Here is a 14,715-nt window from a genome sequence, read left to right as displayed (position 1 = left end):
AACTAGTTCTCGCGGGATGGTAAAGGGTTGTCATTCACATGTCAAAGTTCGTTACAAATTCGCCGGATTTGACTGGCGAATCAAGGATATAGGCGGGAGTTCGCACCTTGTTTATCGGATTGATCCGAACCACCGGATGCTAGCCAGGCGGGGCCGCGGCGTTGCTGCGCCGCACACCTGCGGGTCAGCCAGCGCCGACCTGCGCCGCCGCCATCAGCTTGCGCGTATAGGGGTGCTGGGGTGCGCCCAGCACCGCTTCGGTGTCGCCGGCCTCGACCACCTCCCCTGCCTTCATCACGAAAACCCGATGCGCCATGGCGCGGATCACCGCCAGGTCATGGCTGATGAACAGGTAGGTGAGGTTGTACTTGTGTTGCAGCTGGGACAGCAGCGCCAGCACCTGCTGCTGGATCGACACGTCCAGCGCCGAGGTGGGCTCGTCCAGCACCAGGATCTGCGGCTTGAGGATCAGCACCCGGGCAATCGCGATGCGCTGCCGCTGCCCGCCCGAGAATTCGTGCGGATAGCGGCCCAGCGCGGTGCGGTCCAGGCCGACCTCGCGCAGGGCTTCGATCACGCGCTGGCGCGTGCCCTCGTGCGACAGGCCGGGCTGGTGCAGCGCCAGGCCTTCTCCGACGATCTGCTCGATGGTCATGCGCGGCGCCAGCGAGCCGAACGGGTCCTGGAACACCACCTGCATGCGCGCGCGCAACTGGCGGCGATCGTCGCGCGTCGCGGTGTCGAAGCTGCGGCCGAGGAAATGGATGGTGCCGCCGCTCTTGCGCTGCAGCGCCAGCACGGTATGCGCCAGCGTGGTCTTGCCCGAACCGGACTCGCCGACGATGCCGACGGTCTCGCCCTCGCGCAGCTGGAAGTCCACGTCCTTGACCGCCGCAAACTGGTCCTTGCCGAACCAGCCGGCCAGCCCGCGGCGCTTGCGCGCGTAGTTGACGCTCAGCTTGCGCGCTTCCAGCAGCACCGGCGCCAGCGGCACCAGCGGCAGCACCTCGCGCCTGGGGCGGCTGTCGATCAGCTTGCGGGTGTAGGGGTGCTGGGGGGCGGCAAACAGCTGCGCGGTCTCGCCGGTCTCGACCAGCACGCCCTTCTCCATCACGCCCACGCGCTGGGCAAAGGAACGCACCAGGTTGAGGTCATGGGTGATCAGCATCACCGCCATGCCGAACTCGGCCTGCAGGTCGCGCAGCAGGTCCATGATCTGGGCGCGGATGGTTACGTCCAGCGCCGTGGTCGGCTCGTCGGCGAGCAGCAGCTTGGGGCGGCAGGCCAGCGCCATGGCAATCATGGCGCGCTGGCGCTGGCCGCCCGAGAGCTGGTGCGGGAAGCTGTCGAAGCGGTGCGCGGCGTCGCTGATGCCGGTGCGCTCCAGCAGCGCGATGGCGCGCTCGCGCGCGGCGCGGCGGTCCAGGCCCTCGTGCAGCGCCAGCGTCTCGACGATCTGGTTGCCGATGGTGTACAGCGGATTGAGCGCCGTCATCGGCTCCTGGAAAATCATCGCGATCTCGGCGCCGCGGATGCCGCGCATCTCGCGGTCCGACACCTCCAGCAGGTTCTTGCCCTCGAAGCGGATCGCGCCGTCGTAGTAGGCGTCTTCCACCAGCCGCAGCATCGCCAGCGCGGTCACGGTCTTGCCCGAGCCCGACTCGCCCACCAGCGCGTAGCGCTCGCCCGCGCGCAGGTCGAAGCTGACTTCACGCACGGCACGGGTGGCATGCTCGCCGTGGCCGAAGGTGACGGAAAGCTTGTCGACGCACATCAGCGTGGAACCGGGCGCCGGCGCCGCGGCCGGCGCCTCGGCCGGCTGGATCACGGGAGACACCGCGGTCATGGCGTGGCCTCCGGTGCCGCCCCGGTCGGCGCGCCGGCCGGGATCTTGGGTTCGACCCGGCCGCGCAGCGCCGCCAGGCCCAGGCGGGTATCGAAGGCATCGCGCAGCGCGTCGCCCATGAAGGTCAGCAGCAGCAGCGTGACCACCAGCACCGCGAAGGTCGACAGCGAAATCCACCACGCATCCAGGTTGGCCTTGCCCTGCGCCAGCAGCTCGCCCAGGCTGGGCGTGGTCGGCGGCACGCCCATGCCGAGGAAGTCCAGGCTGGTCAGCGCCAGGATCGCGGCGCTCATGCGGAACGGCAGGAAGGTGATCACCGGGGTCAGGCTGTTGGGCAGGATATGGCGCCACATGATCTGCACATTGGACAGGCCCAGCGCGCGCGCGGCCTTGACGTAGTCGAGCGAGCGGTTGCGGTAGAACTCGGCGCGCACGTAGTCGGACAGGCCCATCCAGCCGAACAGCGACAGCAGGATGATCAGCAGCGCCAGGCTGGGTTCGAAGATCGAGGCAAAGATGATCAGCAGGTACAGCTCCGGCATCGAGCTCCAGATCTCGATGGCACGCTGCGAGAACAGGTCGAAGCGCCCGCCGAAGAAGCCCATCAGCGCCCCGCTCAGCGTGCCCACCAGCACCCCGATCACGGTCAGCGCCAGGCTGAACAGCACCGACACGCGGAAGCCGTACAGCAGACGGGCCAGGATGTCGCGGCCGCGGTCGTCGGTGCCCAGCCAGTTCTCTGCCGACGGCGGCGCCGGGTTGGGCTCCTTGGCAAAGTAGTTGAGCGAGTCGTACGAATAATGGTTCAGCGGGAACACCGCGAAGTTGCCGTTGGTGGTGATGCGGTCGCGGATATACGGATCGAGGTAGTCCGCGGGCGTGGCGAAATCGCCGTCGAAGGTGGTTTCCGGGTAGACCTTGACGATGGGGAAATACCATTCGCCCTTGTAGTGCACCACCAGCGGCCGGTTGCTGGACAGCAGCTCGGCGCCCAGGCTCAGCACGAAGATGACCACGAAGATCACCAGGCTCCAGTAGCCGCGCCGGTTGCGGCGAAAGCGCTGCCAGGCGCGCTGGCGCGGCGAAGGCGAATGCGGCAGCCCGTTGGGGGCCGCGTGCGTGAACAGTTTCATCGGTGCAAGCCCTCGAAATGGATGCGCGGATCCACCAGCACGTAGCAGACATCGGAGATCAGGCGCGTGACCAGCCCGATCAGCGTGAACAGGTAGAGCGTGCCCAGCACCACCGGATAGTCGCGCCGCAGCACCGCCTCATAGGACAGCAGGCCCAGCCCGTCGAGCGAGAACAGCGTCTCGATCAGCAGCGAGCCGGTGAAGAAGGCGCCGATGAACGCGGCCGGGAATCCCGTCACCAGCGGGATCAGCGCGTTGCGGAACACGTGCTTCCACAGCACGCGGCGCTCGCCCAGGCCCTTGGCGCGCGCGGTCAGCACGTATTGCTTGCGGATTTCCTCGAGGAAGGCATTCTTGGTCAGCATGGTGACCACCGCGAAGCTGCCCACCACCGATGCCGTGATCGGCAGCACCAGGTGCCACAGGTAGTCCATCACCTTGCCCATCAGCGAGAGCTGCTCCCAGTTGTCGGAGGTCAGCCCGCGCAGCGGGAACCACTGCACGAAGGTGCCGCCGCCGAACAGCACCAGCAGCAGCACGCCCAGCACGAAGCCGGGGATGGCATAGCCCACCAGCACGATGATGCTGGTCACCACGTCAAAGCGGCTGCCCGCGCGGATGGCCTTGGAAATGCCCAGCGGCACCGATATCAGGTAGGTCAGGAAGAAGGTCCACAAACCCAGGCTGACCGACACCGGCAGCTTGGACTTGACCAGCTCCCACACGCTGCGGTGCTGGAAATAGCTCTGGCCCAGGTCGAACTGGGCAAAGCGCTTGAGCATCAGGAAGTAGCGCTCCAGCGGCGGCTTGTCAAAGCCGTACAGGGCCTGGATCTCCTTGATCTTCTCGGGGTCGACGCCGCGCCGCCCGCGGTATTCGGCGCCGCCGCCGCTGGCTTCGCCGGCACCGCCCCGCCCTTTCAGTTCCATCATCATCTGCTCGACCGGGCCACCCGGCACGAACTGGATCACCACGAAGGTCAGCGTGATGACCCCGATCAGCGTCGGGATCATCAGCAGAATGCGCTTGAGCAGGTAGGCAAGCATCGGCCGGTCCTCTTCCTTGTCTTGGTCGCGGCGGGCGCGTCAGCGCGCCTGCGGCTGCAGGTCCGTGCGCCACCATTGGCTCAGGATCCAGCCTTCGGCCGTGTAGTAATAGGGAAGGCGCTCCGGGTAGGCCAGCGTCTTGCGGTATGACACGCGGTGCGATGCGCTGTACCAGTTCGGCACGATGTAGTAGCCATGCATCAGCACCCGGTCCAGCGCCCGCCCGGCGGTGACCAGCTCCTGCCGGGTATGGGCGTGCAAGACGTTGTCCACCAGCTTGTCGACCACGGGCGACTTCAGCCCGAACAGGTTGTCCGAGCCCGGCGTGCCGGCCGCCTCGCTGGAAAAGCGGTCGCGCAGCTCGTTGCCGGGGCTTTGCGAGTCGGGAAAGCGGATCGACACCATGTCGAAGTCGAAATCCTCCAGCCGCTTCTGGTACAGCGCAAAGTCCGTGGTGCGCTGGTTCACCTGGATGCCAAGCTTCTCCAGGTTGCGCACATAGGTGGTGATGACGCGGCTCATGGCGCCGCCGTCGTCGAGGAACTCGAACACCAGCGTCTCGCCCTTGGCGTTGCGCAGCGCGCCATCCGTATAGGTCCAGCCGGCCTGGGCCAGCAGGCGCCGTGCCTGGCGCAGGTTGTCGCGCAGCGAACGCGGCGCCGCAGTGCTGGGCTGGACCACGTCCGGGCCGAACACCTCCGGCGGCAATTCCGCGCGCAGCGGCTCAAGCAGCGCCAGCTCGCCCGGGCCGGGCCGGCCATCGAAGGTGGCGCTGGCGGCCAGCTCGCTGTTGGAGAACCAGCTGTCCAGCCGCCTGTAGGCGCCGTAGAACAACTGCCGGTTCAGCCATTCGAAGTCCAGCGCAAGGATCAGGGCCTGGCGCACGCGCACGTCCTGGAACACCGGCTTGCGCATATTCATCACGAAGCCCTGCATGCCGGCACCGTTGCGGTGCGGGAACTCGGTCTTCAGCAGCTCGCCGTTGCGAAAGCGGGTGCCCTGGTAGCTCTTGGCCCAGTTCTTGGCCTTGTATTCGACGATGGCGTCGAACTCCCCTGCCTTGAAGGCCTCGAGCTTGGCGGTCTCGTCCTTGTACAGGCGGTAGGCCACGCGCGCGAAATTGAAGGTGCCGCGGCGCACCGCGAGATCCTTGCCCCAGTACTTCGGGTCGCGCTGGAAGATGATGCCGCGGCCGGCGTCATAGCGCTCGATCAGGTAGGGGCCGCTGGTGACCGGCGGCTCGAAGGTCAGCTTCTCGAACGGGACCTTGGCCGTCCATTTCTTCGAGAACACCGGCAGCGAGCCTACGATCAGCGGCAGCTCGCGGTTGCGCTGCTTGAATTCGAAGCGCACCGTGCGCTCGCCGGCGACGATCACCGCCTTCACATCGGTACACATGCTGCGATAGCCCGGACTCGAGGCCTTGCTCATCAGCATGTCATAAGAATATTTGACATCCGACGCCAGCACCGGGTCGCCATTGGAGAAGCGCGCCTGGGGCCGGATGGTGAACGTGACCGACAGCTCGTCCGGCGCCACCGTGACGTCCTCGGCGAGCAAGCCATAGGCGCTCGCGCTCTCGTCGGCGCTGCTGATCAGCAGCGACTCGAACATCAGCGCGTTCAGGCCGGGCGCCGACGTGCCCTTCAGCGTGAACGGATTGAACTTGTCGAAACTGGTGCGCCGGTCCGGATTGGCGAGTGTCAGCGTGCCGCCGGCGGGTGCATTGGGATTGGCATAGTCGAAATGCCGGAAATCCGCCTGGTACTTCAGGTCCCCGTGCAGCGCGAAGCCATGCGCCGCCAGCGCCAGATTGGAAAAGAGAGAGACCCCCGCCGCCAGCGCCATGGCCAGCCCGCTTGCAACCCAACCGCGCAGTACCGCATCCCGCCGGAAGCACTGCCATGCCGCCTGAAGCGGCCAACGTGCTTGAATAGGCATCCCGTTGGATTCCTCCACTATGACCTGTGGGGCCCGGCATTCTGTGGCCGGGCCAAGTATGAGACAATTTTACATGCGTCCGGGGTGGCGCCAGCCATCCGGACATTCCCTCTGCGCGGCGCAATAAAAACGACCGCAAGACAGCAAAGGCACGCACACGGCCGCACGGCGGACGCACGAAGCGTGCCTGATACACCACCTTGGAGAACTTATGGGATTTCTGGCAGGTAAGCGGATCCTGATCACCGGCTTGCTCTCTAACCGGTCGATCGCCTATGGCATCGCATCGGCGTGCAAACGCGAAGGCGCCGAACTAGCCTTCACCTATGTCGGCGAACGGTTCAAGGACCGGATCAGCGACTTTGCCAAGGAATTCGGCAGCGACCTGGTGTTCGAATGCGACGTCGGCAGCGACGAGCAGATCGCCGCGACCTTCGCCGCGCTGGGCCAGCGCTGGGATAAGTTCGACGGCCTGGTGCACTCGATCGGCTTCGCGCCGCGCGAGGCGATCGCCGGCGACTTCCTGGAAGGCCTGTCGCGCGAAGGTTTCCGCATCGCCCATGACATCTCCGCCTACAGCTTCCCGGCGCTGGCCAAGGCCGCGCTGCCGCTGCTGTCGGACAAGGCCTCGCTGCTGACGCTGACCTACCTGGGCGCCGAGCGCGTGGTCCCCAACTACAACACCATGGGCCTGGCCAAGGCCTCGCTGGAAGCCAGCGTGCGCTACCTGGCCTCGTCGGTCGGTCCGCGCGGCATCCGCGCCAACGGCATCTCCGCCGGCCCGATCAAGACCCTGGCCGCCTCGGGCATCAAAGGCTTCGGCAAGCTGCTCGGCCACTTCGAGCAGGCCGCGCCACTGCGCCGCAACGTCACCATCGAAGAAGTCGGCAACGTGGCCGCCTTCCTGCTGTCCGACCTGGCCAGCGGCGTGACCGGCGAGATCACCTATGTCGACGGCGGCTTCAACGTGGTCGGCGCCAGCGTCGCGGACGCAGAGTAAGCCCGTCCCGCCAGCGGATGCATGAAAAAGGGGTGCCCGATGAGGCACCCCTTTTTTGTTCCTTGCAGACCTGGTGCGCACACCAGGTCCGCCTGCATCACGCTTGCGCCGCGGCTGGCGCGCCCTGCCGACCCATGCTCAGCATCGACCACGCATAGACCACCAGGCCGCCCAGCGCCAGCAGCAGGCCGACCCAGCCGGTGGACTCCCAGCCGTAGCCGGCGGCAATGGTCACCCCGCCCAGCCACGCGCCGAGCGCGTTGGCCATGTTGAAGGCCGAGTGGTTGAGGGCCGCGGCCAGCGTCTGCGCGTCGCCGGAGACATCCATCAGCCGGATCTGCAAGGCCGGGCCCAGTGCCACCGTGGTGCCCACCAGCAGCACATTGATGGCAGCCAGCCAGGGATGCGACGCGGTCAAGGCGAAGGCGCCCAGCACCAGCGCCGCCCACACCAGCACGCCGCCGATGGTCGGCATCAATGCCTTGTCGGCCAGCTTCGCGCCGGCAAGGTTGCCCGCCACCGTGCCGATGCCGAACAAGGCCAGCACCACCGGGATGCCCGCCGCCGGCATATGCGCCAGCTCCAGCATGGTCGGCTTGATATAGCTGAACACCGAGAACATGCCGCCGAAGCCGATCGCGCCGATACCGAGCGTCAGCCAGACCTGCTTGCGCTTGAGCGCCGACAGTTCGCGCAGCGGGCTGGCGCACCGGTCGGCCGGCACGAACGGGACCCACCGCCACACCAGCAGCGCCGTCAGTGCGCCGAGGGCACCGACAATCAGGAAGGCCGAGCGCCAGCCCAGCCAGGTGCCGACCGTGGCGGCGATCGGCACGCCCACCAGCGTGGCAGTGGTCAGGCCCAGCATCACCAGCCCCACCGCCTGCGCGCGCCGTTCGCGCGGGACCAGGCTGGCGGCCACCAGCGCCGCCACGCCAAAGTACGTGCCATGCGGAAAACCCGTGAGCAGGCGCGCCACCATCATCGACAGATAGGAAGGCGCCAGCGCGCTGGCGATATTGCCGGCGGCAAACACCGCCATCAGCGCGATCAGCAGGTTGCGCCGCGGCCAGCGCGCGCCCAGCACCGCCAGCAGCGGCGCGCCGATGACCACGCCCAGCGCATAGGCGCTGATCAGGTGGCCGGCTTGCGGGATGGAGATGGCGAGGTCGCTGGCGGCATCGGGCAGCAGGCCCATGATGACGAATTCGCCGGTGCCGATGCCGAAGCTGCCGACCCCGAGCGCCAGCAGCGGCAGGCGGCCGGATGGATTGCGATCGCGGGAAGAAACGGAAGCGTCTGCGCCGCGGACGGGATCCGCGGCGGAATGTGCATGTGGGGCGGCCATGTACAGGATTGCAGGATGTTCAACAAAATGCCGCCCGCTGACGGGCGAGGTCAGTGCCCTCGCCTCTGATCGATCCAGCGTGCTCCTGTGCGGCGCGCAGGCTGTATTGTGCGGCAAAACCGCAAATCTTGCCCGCGCCGGCCTGACTGGCCGGCGTTGCTTACTTGGTCACGTGGACCAGCCGGTGCCACCAGTACCGAAGCGAGTGCTTCGCTATGCCGAACACCGGCTTGTGGTGGATACCCACCCGGATGATGTAGCCGTAGACCCCGACCAACACGGCCAGGAACACAAGGGACCAGACGATCCCTGCACTGTCGGTCTCAGTCATTTCTTCTTCTTGGCGACCTCATCGTGCCCGCGAAACTGGACCGTGCTGAAGGGTGAGGCCGGCACGGATGGCTTCTTCGGTTGCTTGGGTTTCTTGGCTTCGCGGCTGCTGCGTAGTTGACTCTTGGCCATGATGGGCTCCTGAATGGCTTGCCTGGAGATAATGGCAATCCCAGCATACGCGCTAAATCGCCGGCGAAAGAAATATCTTTCGCGAAGACCGCGGCCATGCGCTCCAGCAGGCCGCGGGGACACATGCCCAGCTCGCGGGAAACAGGCGCATACTAGGGGCGGCAGCACCGGCTGGCGCCAGCAAGCCCAACACGCACGGCGTACCGTGACCGGACAGGAGTCTGCAATGGCACTGAATTTTCCCAATCCCAGCCGCAGCTACGATGCGGCGCGGCACTGCGTTTGCTTCTGGGGCTACGACAACGCGCGCGAAGTGGCCTTTCAGGTCACTGACGAAATCCTTCTGCGCCTGAGCCACCAGGGTGCCGCGGAAGAATCCGCCCTTCTCGCCACCTTCGACCATCATCGGGACCAGATCCTGCAACTGGCCAGGGACCTCTACAACCCCGGGGAACGTACCACCTACACGATTTCCTGACCGGAAAAACGCAGCGCGGCGGGCCAGCTTTCGCAGAGATCGGGATGCATCGATTGCCCAGCCCCGCCCGCGATTCGGCATCCGATATTAGAACCGTCCCAGTCCCGGCCCGGGCTGCGCCCGACGCCCCCATCCCTATGGCCGCTCGTCCTGCCGCAGCCTGGCCGGGTTGCGCTTGATCACGTCCAGCACCGCCGCGGTCATCACTGCGGTGGAGACGCCGAACATCAGGATGCCGTTGGCCGCCTCGAGCGGCCCCAGCAAGCGCCGGGCTTCGGACATGACGATATCGCCGTAGCCCAGCGTGGCGAAGTTCACGCCCGAGTGATAGAGCGCGGTAGCGAAATCGCCGAACTCGCCCAGCAGCATGAACAAGACGGCCCAGATCGCCATCTGCACGAAATTGCCAAGCAGCATCAGCATCATCACAACCGACAACAGCAGGACGTCCTGCCACAGCGATTCGCGGCCTTGCCGGGCATGCTTGAAGCGCACGTAGTAGCGCAGGCAGATGGCCACGAAGAGCGCCTGCAGCAGCAGGCACAGCAGCATTACGGGAAGGCCGATCAGCAGGTTGCTCAGCACGACCGGCCTCTTCAGCGGGCGCGCCGTCGTGCGCCGCGCGGCTGGTCGAGCAGCTCGATCATCAGCCAGGCATACAGCGTGACGCCGATAAACAGGCCCATGCGCACGGCGAAGGCGGTATAGACATCCTTTCCGGCCGCGCTGTCCTGCACGGACTGGCCCAGCAGGATGATCAGCGTCACGAGAGTGTTCACCCAGAAGCCTGGCGGGTACCGCGACGGGCTGAGGCCATACAGCTTGCGCGCCGCCAGCAGGCCGAACAGCAGCATCCACAGGAAGTACATCCACAAATGTACGAACAGGCTGAGTGCACACCAGAACACGATGGCCAGCACGCCGCCGAACATGGTCGAGCCAAGCAGCTCCCGCCCGGCGCCGCGTGCCGTGGTGGTGCAGCTTTGCCGGCCGAGGCTGACCGCTTTCATGATGATCGGGATGTACGCGGCCGGATCGTTCAGCGCCAGCAGGAAGGCCGGCATCACCACCAGCGCCGCGCGCAGCGCAATCCAGGCGGCCTGGTCATCCGGCAGAGCCTTGGCCGCAGGCCGCGCCTGCGCGCCGGACGGTTCGGGAAACAGCCAGTGGCCAAGTGTCAGCACCGCGACCGCGACGAGCAGTCCCTTGACCAGGGCATCGATGACCATGACCGCCAGCCCGAAATCGATGGTGCCCGCCGCCGAGATCATGGTCAGGCCGACCACCAGCAAGGTGGAGACCAGGTTATTGCCGCCGCGCAATCCGTAGCGAAAGGCCAGGAACAGGCACAGGCCGATCATCAGCACGCCGCTGACGGGATAGTAGCGCAGCAAGGGGATCAGCAGCAGGCCGGTGCCGGTGGTCAGCATCACGACCAGCACCAGGCCCAGCCCGGCCTTGGCCGACATCGGCTGGTTGACGCTGGCCAGCAGGAATACGCCGAGCACCGGCGCGAGCATGGGGATCGGCAGGCCCAGGCCGAAGCTGGCCGCCAGGCACAGCGCGGTGCCGCTGGCCAGGCGCAGCGAACGCTGGGCGCGTGGATCGCGCGCGGGCAACGGCAGCGCCGGGGCGTCAGTAGACATAGGAAAGCCAGCTCATCAGGTACAGGAATACGCGGCCGAGCGGATTGAGCGGGTTGCCCTGGGTGGGAAACGCCATGACTTCGGCCTGCCCGCCCACGCGAATGCCCCGCATCGAGGCGAGTTCGCCCTGGGCAAACTCGACCACCACCGGGAAGCGTTGTGCCGGACGCAGCCAGTCTCGGCTGTTCTGCACCGTCGGCAAGCTGCCCGGCGGCGTGCTCGGGCCGACGTTGACGCCATAGCCAACGCTGCGCACACGGCCTTCGAAGATCCTGCCCGGCAGCGCATCCAGCACGATGGCAACCGGCGTGCCGGGTTCGACACGGCCCAGGTTGTTCTCGGTCATCTCCGCGCTGATCCACAGATCGTGGATCGCGATCAGCGTCATGACCGGGTTGCCGGCTGCGGCAAACTGGCCGGCGTCGGTGCGCAGGTCGGTGACCAGCCCGGCGGCGCGCGCCCGCACCCGCGTATTGGCAAGATCCAGTTCGGCCTTTTCCAGGGCGGTGGCGGCGCTGCGCAGCTTGGCGTTCTCTTCCTCGCTGCCCCCCTGCTGTTCGCGCGCACGCTGGACCTCGGCCTTGGCGGCGGCGACCTGGCTGACAGCCTGCTCGAGGCTGGCCCGCGCCACCTCCAGACGGCGCAGGGAGATGGTGCCGGGATCATCGCTGTACAGGCGCTCCAGGCGATCGCTGTCCTGGCGCGCCTTGAGCTCGTTGGCGCGTGCTGCGCGCAGCGATGCCTGCGCCGATTCGATGCCGGCGGTGCTGGCGCCGATCTGCCGGCGTGTCGACTCCAGATCGGCGCGGGCGCGGTCCACGGCAATCTTGTAGTGCTGGGGATCGACCTCGAACAGGACAGTGCCTGCCGCGACGTCCTGGTTGTTGCGCACATGGACCTTGGTCACGCGCCCGGACACTTCCGCCGCAACCGGCACCACGAAAGCCTGTACCCGCGCCTGCTGCGTGTACGGGGTCAACCGGTCGGCAAACAGGTACCAGGCCAGGCTGATGACGATCAGCAAGAGCACCCAGCGCACGCCCTTCCTTGCCGGGTCGGCGGCGGGCGGCGGTGCGCTGGGCGCTGGGGCTGCGGGGGGTTGCGGGGCATCGCTCATCGGCACTCGCTCAGGGAGATCTACCTCTGCTTCACAGGGAGGCTGGCACCGGCGGACGGCGGGCCTGGTTCATCCAGCAGGTTCCCCCAGTCGGTGCGTTGCTGCATCTGCTCACGGGTGGCCGGGTCCACCAGTGGCTGCTCGCTGTGCCAGCCGCCGCCGAGCGCCTTGTACAACGCGATCAGGTTGCTGACGGCATTGCTGCGGTTGACCAGGTAGGTGTCCTGCTGGGCGGCCAGCGCACGCTGGGAATCCAGCACGCGCTGGAAGTCCGAGTAGCCTTCGCGGTAGAGCGCGTTGGCCAGCGTCAGCGAACGCCTGGCGGCCAGCGCGCTGTCGCGCAGGATCTGCTCGCGCTCCAGCGCCTTGATCAGGGCACTGGCGGCATCGTCGGCCTCGCGCGCCGCCTGGCGCACGGCATCCTGGTAGGCGACGATCAGCTGCTGCAGGCGGGCGTCCTGCACGCGCACGGTGTTCTTGATGCGGCCATAGTCGAACACGTTCCAGCGCAGGCTGGGGCCGCCGATCAGGGCCAGGCTGTTGGGCGTACCGGCCAGCGTGCTGGCAGACCAGACAATGCTGCCCAGCAGCGTCAGCGACGGATAGAGATCGGCTTCGGCCACGCCGATCAGCGCCGATTGCGCGGCGATCTGCAGCTCGGCGGCGCGGATGTCCGGACGGCGCGAGAGCAGGCTGGCGGGCACGTCCTGCAGTACCGCGCGATCGATCAGTGGAATCACCCCTTCCTTGCCCGCCAGTTCCGGCAGCTCCGGCAACGGGCCTGGCGGGCGGCCCATCAGCACCGCCAGGGCATTGCGGGTGCGCATGATCTGGCTTTCAAACTCAGGGATGGTGCTCAGGGTGCCCAGGTACTGCGTCTTCGCTTGCTGCAGGTCGAGCTCGTCGGTCTCGCCGCTCTTGAACAGCCGCTCGGTGATTTCAAGGCTGCGCTTTTGCAGCGCCGCGTTTTCGCGAGCGATGCGCAGCCGTGCCTCGGCCGTGCGCAGCGCAAAGTAGGTCTCTGCCACCTGGGCGCGCAGCAGCACCAGCACATCGTCGCGGTTGGCGCGGGCGGCAAAATAGACAGCATCGGCAGACTCGATGGCGCGGCTGAAGCGGCCCCAGAAATCGAGTTCCCAGCCGATATCGAAGCCCGCGCTGTATTGCCAGAAGCGGCTGTTCTGCGGGTTGAGGCCGCCGGCCTGCCGGCGGTCCGTGTACAGGGCATCGGCACTGGCCTGCTGCAGTTGCGGGAAGCGCCCGCTCTGGGCAATGCCCAGTTGGGCGCGCGCTTCCATCACGCGCAGGCCGGCAATCCGCAGGCTGGCATTGTGCGCGTCGGCTTCGGCGATCAGGCGTTCGAGCGTCGGGTCGGCAAAGACCTGCCACCACTCGCGGATGTCGGGCTGGGCCCGCTGCTCGGTCGCCTGCTCAAGCGCCGGGCTGTGCCACTGCTGCGTCCAGGGTTCATGCTGCGGCTGGAAATCGGGCCCCAGGCGCGCGCAGCCGCCAAGGCAGCAGGCGCCGGCCAGCAATGCGCGCAATGGATGATTCCAGCGCGACATGGGCGGCCCGGACCACTTCAGGTCTGTTGCTGGTTGCCGGGATCCGCCTGCAGCGGCGGGTCTTCCACCCATTGCCAGAACAGCTGATACCCGACCGCAAGCACCACCGGACCGATGAACAGGCCGATCACGCCGCCTGTCACCATGCCGCCCAGGGCACCGATCAATACCACCGGCATCGGCACATCGACGCCGCGCCCGAGCAGCAGTGGCTTGAGCACGTTGTCGGCCAGTCCCGCAACGAAGACGTAGATGGAGAAGACGATGGTGGCAACGCTGGCACCTTCCGTGGCAAAGACATAGATGATTACCGGCACCGTGATCAGCGTGGCCGGCAACTGCGCGATGCCCAGCAGCAGCACTGCCATGGCCAGCACGCCCGCGGCAGGAACCCCCTTGATCACAAAGCCTATGCCGATCAGCAGCATCTGGATGAAGGCGATGCCGACCACACCCTGCGCCACCGCGCGGATGGTCGCCGTGCATAGCGTGGCGATGCGCTGGCCCCGCTCCAGGCCGAAAATGCGCGAGGCAATCTGCACGGCGCTACGGTTGCCGGCCTCGCCGTAGGCCATGAAAATGCCCCCGATAATCAGCGCGAAGACGAAGATCAGCAGCCCCTTGCCGATGCCGGCGGCTGCGGCCAGCACGGCCAGAGTGATTGCCTTGAGCTGAGGCGCCAGCGTCTGCATCAGGCCGGCCAGGTCCGAGGCGGCTTGCAGCCAGAAGTCATACAGGCGCTGGCCAACCAGCGGCCAGCTGGCTACCGACTCATGCGGTGGCGGAATATGAATGCCTTCGCTCTTGACGATGGCGATCGCATGCTCCATCGAGTCAATCATGGCGGCGCCCAGCAGGTAGGCTGGCAGCGCAATGATGGCAATGGCGGCCAGCACGATCAGCGTGGCGGCGCGGCCGTCCTTGTTGCCCAGCCGGCGCCTGAGCCTGACCTGCAGCGGGTAGATGGTCACCGCCAGGATCACGGACCAGACAATGAGATCAAGGAAGGGGCGGAATATCCGGAAGCAGAAGATGGCCAGCACCGCGATCAGCCCGGCACGGATCAGGACATCGAGTAGTCCGCGGGACAGCGCTCTCTCTGAAGTGGGCGTGGGCAACATCGCTGGTCTCCC

Annotated in this window: 14 protein-coding genes; 2 read left to right on the top strand and 12 right to left on the bottom strand. The window is 66.7% G+C overall.

All coding sequences use genetic code 11. The annotated features are described in order from the left end of the window. Positions 1-184: 184 nt before the first annotated feature. From AC3WLE_RS23680 to AC3WLE_RS23665, 4 genes are read right to left on the bottom strand one after another with little or no spacing between them, the layout of a single operon-like run. Positions 185-1,846 (bottom strand): ABC transporter ATP-binding protein, encoded by a 1,662-nt coding sequence (locus AC3WLE_RS23680; RefSeq protein WP_492320617.1) that lies wholly within the window; start codon positions 1,844-1,846, stop codon positions 185-187. Beyond that, a complete protein-coding gene (locus tag AC3WLE_RS23675) occupies positions 1,843-2,979 on the bottom strand; it encodes an ABC transporter permease (protein ID WP_492320616.1) in 1,137 nt (378 codons plus the stop codon). Before AC3WLE_RS23675 ends, AC3WLE_RS23680 begins: the two co-directional genes overlap by 4 nt. After that, complete coding sequence (locus AC3WLE_RS23670) at positions 2,976-4,025, bottom strand: microcin C ABC transporter permease YejB (protein WP_010814276.1); 1,050 nt, start codon at positions 4,023-4,025, stop codon at positions 2,976-2,978. Before AC3WLE_RS23670 ends, AC3WLE_RS23675 begins: the two co-directional genes overlap by 4 nt. A 39-nt stretch (positions 4,026-4,064) precedes the next feature. Further along, entirely contained in the window at positions 4,065-5,966 is a 1,902-nt protein-coding gene (locus tag AC3WLE_RS23665; RefSeq protein ID WP_492357277.1) for an extracellular solute-binding protein, read from the bottom strand. A 211-nt stretch (positions 5,967-6,177) separates the two neighbouring features. Between AC3WLE_RS23665 and fabI the strand changes: the two genes are divergently transcribed. Then, entirely contained in the window at positions 6,178-6,966 is a 789-nt protein-coding gene (gene fabI, locus AC3WLE_RS23660; protein WP_010814278.1) for an enoyl-ACP reductase FabI, read from the top strand. Positions 6,967-7,063: 97 nt separating this feature from the next. Here the strand turns inward: fabI and AC3WLE_RS23655 are convergent, their stop codons facing one another. The 3 genes from AC3WLE_RS23655 to AC3WLE_RS23645 form a co-directional block, all read right to left on the bottom strand. Then, positions 7,064-8,314 (bottom strand): MFS transporter, encoded by a 1,251-nt coding sequence (locus tag AC3WLE_RS23655; protein ID WP_492320614.1) that lies wholly within the window; start codon positions 8,312-8,314, stop codon positions 7,064-7,066. 160 nt (positions 8,315-8,474) lie between these two features. After that, positions 8,475-8,645 carry a hypothetical protein gene (locus AC3WLE_RS23650; RefSeq protein ID WP_492320613.1) on the bottom strand — a complete coding sequence of 57 codons (171 nt, stop codon included), beginning with the start codon at positions 8,643-8,645 and terminating at the stop codon, positions 8,475-8,477. Then, positions 8,642-8,776, bottom strand: coding sequence for a hypothetical protein (locus AC3WLE_RS23645; RefSeq protein ID WP_013957262.1), 135 nt, complete (start codon positions 8,774-8,776; stop codon positions 8,642-8,644). The genes AC3WLE_RS23650 and AC3WLE_RS23645 overlap by 4 nt, the downstream gene beginning before the upstream one ends. Positions 8,777-9,002: 226 nt before the next feature. On the opposite strand from AC3WLE_RS23645, the gene AC3WLE_RS23640 reads away from it, so the two are divergent. Next, the gene (locus AC3WLE_RS23640; protein WP_010814281.1) at positions 9,003-9,254 is read left to right on the top strand and encodes a DUF1488 family protein; all 252 of its coding nucleotides are present in this window, start codon (positions 9,003-9,005) and stop codon (positions 9,252-9,254) included. Positions 9,255-9,389: 135 nt separating this feature from the next. Here AC3WLE_RS23640 and AC3WLE_RS23635 read toward each other — a convergent pair whose 3' ends face one another. From AC3WLE_RS23635 to AC3WLE_RS23615, 5 genes are read right to left on the bottom strand one after another with little or no spacing between them, the layout of a single operon-like run. Beyond that, positions 9,390-9,839, bottom strand: a complete 450-nt coding sequence (locus tag AC3WLE_RS23635; RefSeq protein ID WP_492320612.1) for a potassium channel family protein — start codon at positions 9,837-9,839, stop codon at positions 9,390-9,392. 11 nt (positions 9,840-9,850) lie between these two features. Further along, positions 9,851-10,900 carry a DUF2955 domain-containing protein gene (locus tag AC3WLE_RS23630; protein ID WP_492351915.1) on the bottom strand — a complete coding sequence of 350 codons (1,050 nt, stop codon included), beginning with the start codon at positions 10,898-10,900 and terminating at the stop codon, positions 9,851-9,853. Then, complete coding sequence (locus AC3WLE_RS23625) at positions 10,890-12,017, bottom strand: HlyD family secretion protein (protein ID WP_492320610.1); 1,128 nt, start codon at positions 12,015-12,017, stop codon at positions 10,890-10,892. Before AC3WLE_RS23625 ends, AC3WLE_RS23630 begins: the two co-directional genes overlap by 11 nt. Positions 12,018-12,037: 20 nt before the next feature. Further along, positions 12,038-13,582 (bottom strand): efflux transporter outer membrane subunit, encoded by a 1,545-nt coding sequence (locus AC3WLE_RS23620; protein ID WP_492357589.1) that lies wholly within the window; start codon positions 13,580-13,582, stop codon positions 12,038-12,040. Positions 13,583-13,599: 17 nt separating this feature from the next. Then, positions 13,600-14,703, bottom strand: a complete 1,104-nt coding sequence (locus AC3WLE_RS23615) for an AI-2E family transporter (protein WP_492320608.1) — start codon at positions 14,701-14,703, stop codon at positions 13,600-13,602. Positions 14,704-14,715 lie beyond the last annotated feature (12 nt).

Source organism: Cupriavidus sp. FW306-1B-F12B (assembly GCF_058781795.1).
The sequence above is the reverse complement of the archived record's forward strand: the minus strand, read 5'-3'. Positions and strand labels throughout refer to the sequence as shown.

Excerpts from the sequence above, each read along its gene's own strand:
- AC3WLE_RS23680 (WP_492320617.1), bottom strand. The coding sequence starts at position 1,846 with ATGACCGCGGTGTCTCCCGTGATCCAGCCGGCCGAGGCGCCGGCCGCG.
- AC3WLE_RS23675 (WP_492320616.1), bottom strand. The coding sequence starts at position 2,979 with ATGAAACTGTTCACGCACGCGGCCCCCAACGGGCTGCCGCATTCGCCT.
- AC3WLE_RS23670 (WP_010814276.1), bottom strand. The coding sequence starts at position 4,025 with ATGCTTGCCTACCTGCTCAAGCGCATTCTGCTGATGATCCCGACGCTG.
- AC3WLE_RS23665 (WP_492357277.1), bottom strand. The coding sequence starts at position 5,966 with ATGCCTATTCAAGCACGTTGGCCGCTTCAGGCGGCATGGCAGTGCTTC.
- fabI (WP_010814278.1), top strand. The coding sequence starts at position 6,178 with ATGGGATTTCTGGCAGGTAAGCGGATCCTGATCACCGGCTTGCTCTCT.
- AC3WLE_RS23655 (WP_492320614.1), bottom strand. The coding sequence starts at position 8,314 with ATGGCCGCCCCACATGCACATTCCGCCGCGGATCCCGTCCGCGGCGCA.
- AC3WLE_RS23650 (WP_492320613.1), bottom strand. The coding sequence starts at position 8,645 with ATGACTGAGACCGACAGTGCAGGGATCGTCTGGTCCCTTGTGTTCCTG.
- AC3WLE_RS23645 (WP_013957262.1), bottom strand. The coding sequence starts at position 8,776 with ATGGCCAAGAGTCAACTACGCAGCAGCCGCGAAGCCAAGAAACCCAAG.
- AC3WLE_RS23640 (WP_010814281.1), top strand. The coding sequence starts at position 9,003 with ATGGCACTGAATTTTCCCAATCCCAGCCGCAGCTACGATGCGGCGCGG.
- AC3WLE_RS23630 (WP_492351915.1), bottom strand. The coding sequence starts at position 10,900 with ATGTCTACTGACGCCCCGGCGCTGCCGTTGCCCGCGCGCGATCCACGC.
- AC3WLE_RS23625 (WP_492320610.1), bottom strand. The coding sequence starts at position 12,017 with ATGAGCGATGCCCCGCAACCCCCCGCAGCCCCAGCGCCCAGCGCACCG.
- AC3WLE_RS23620 (WP_492357589.1), bottom strand. The coding sequence starts at position 13,582 with ATGTCGCGCTGGAATCATCCATTGCGCGCATTGCTGGCCGGCGCCTGC.
- AC3WLE_RS23615 (WP_492320608.1), bottom strand. The coding sequence starts at position 14,703 with ATGTTGCCCACGCCCACTTCAGAGAGAGCGCTGTCCCGCGGACTACTC.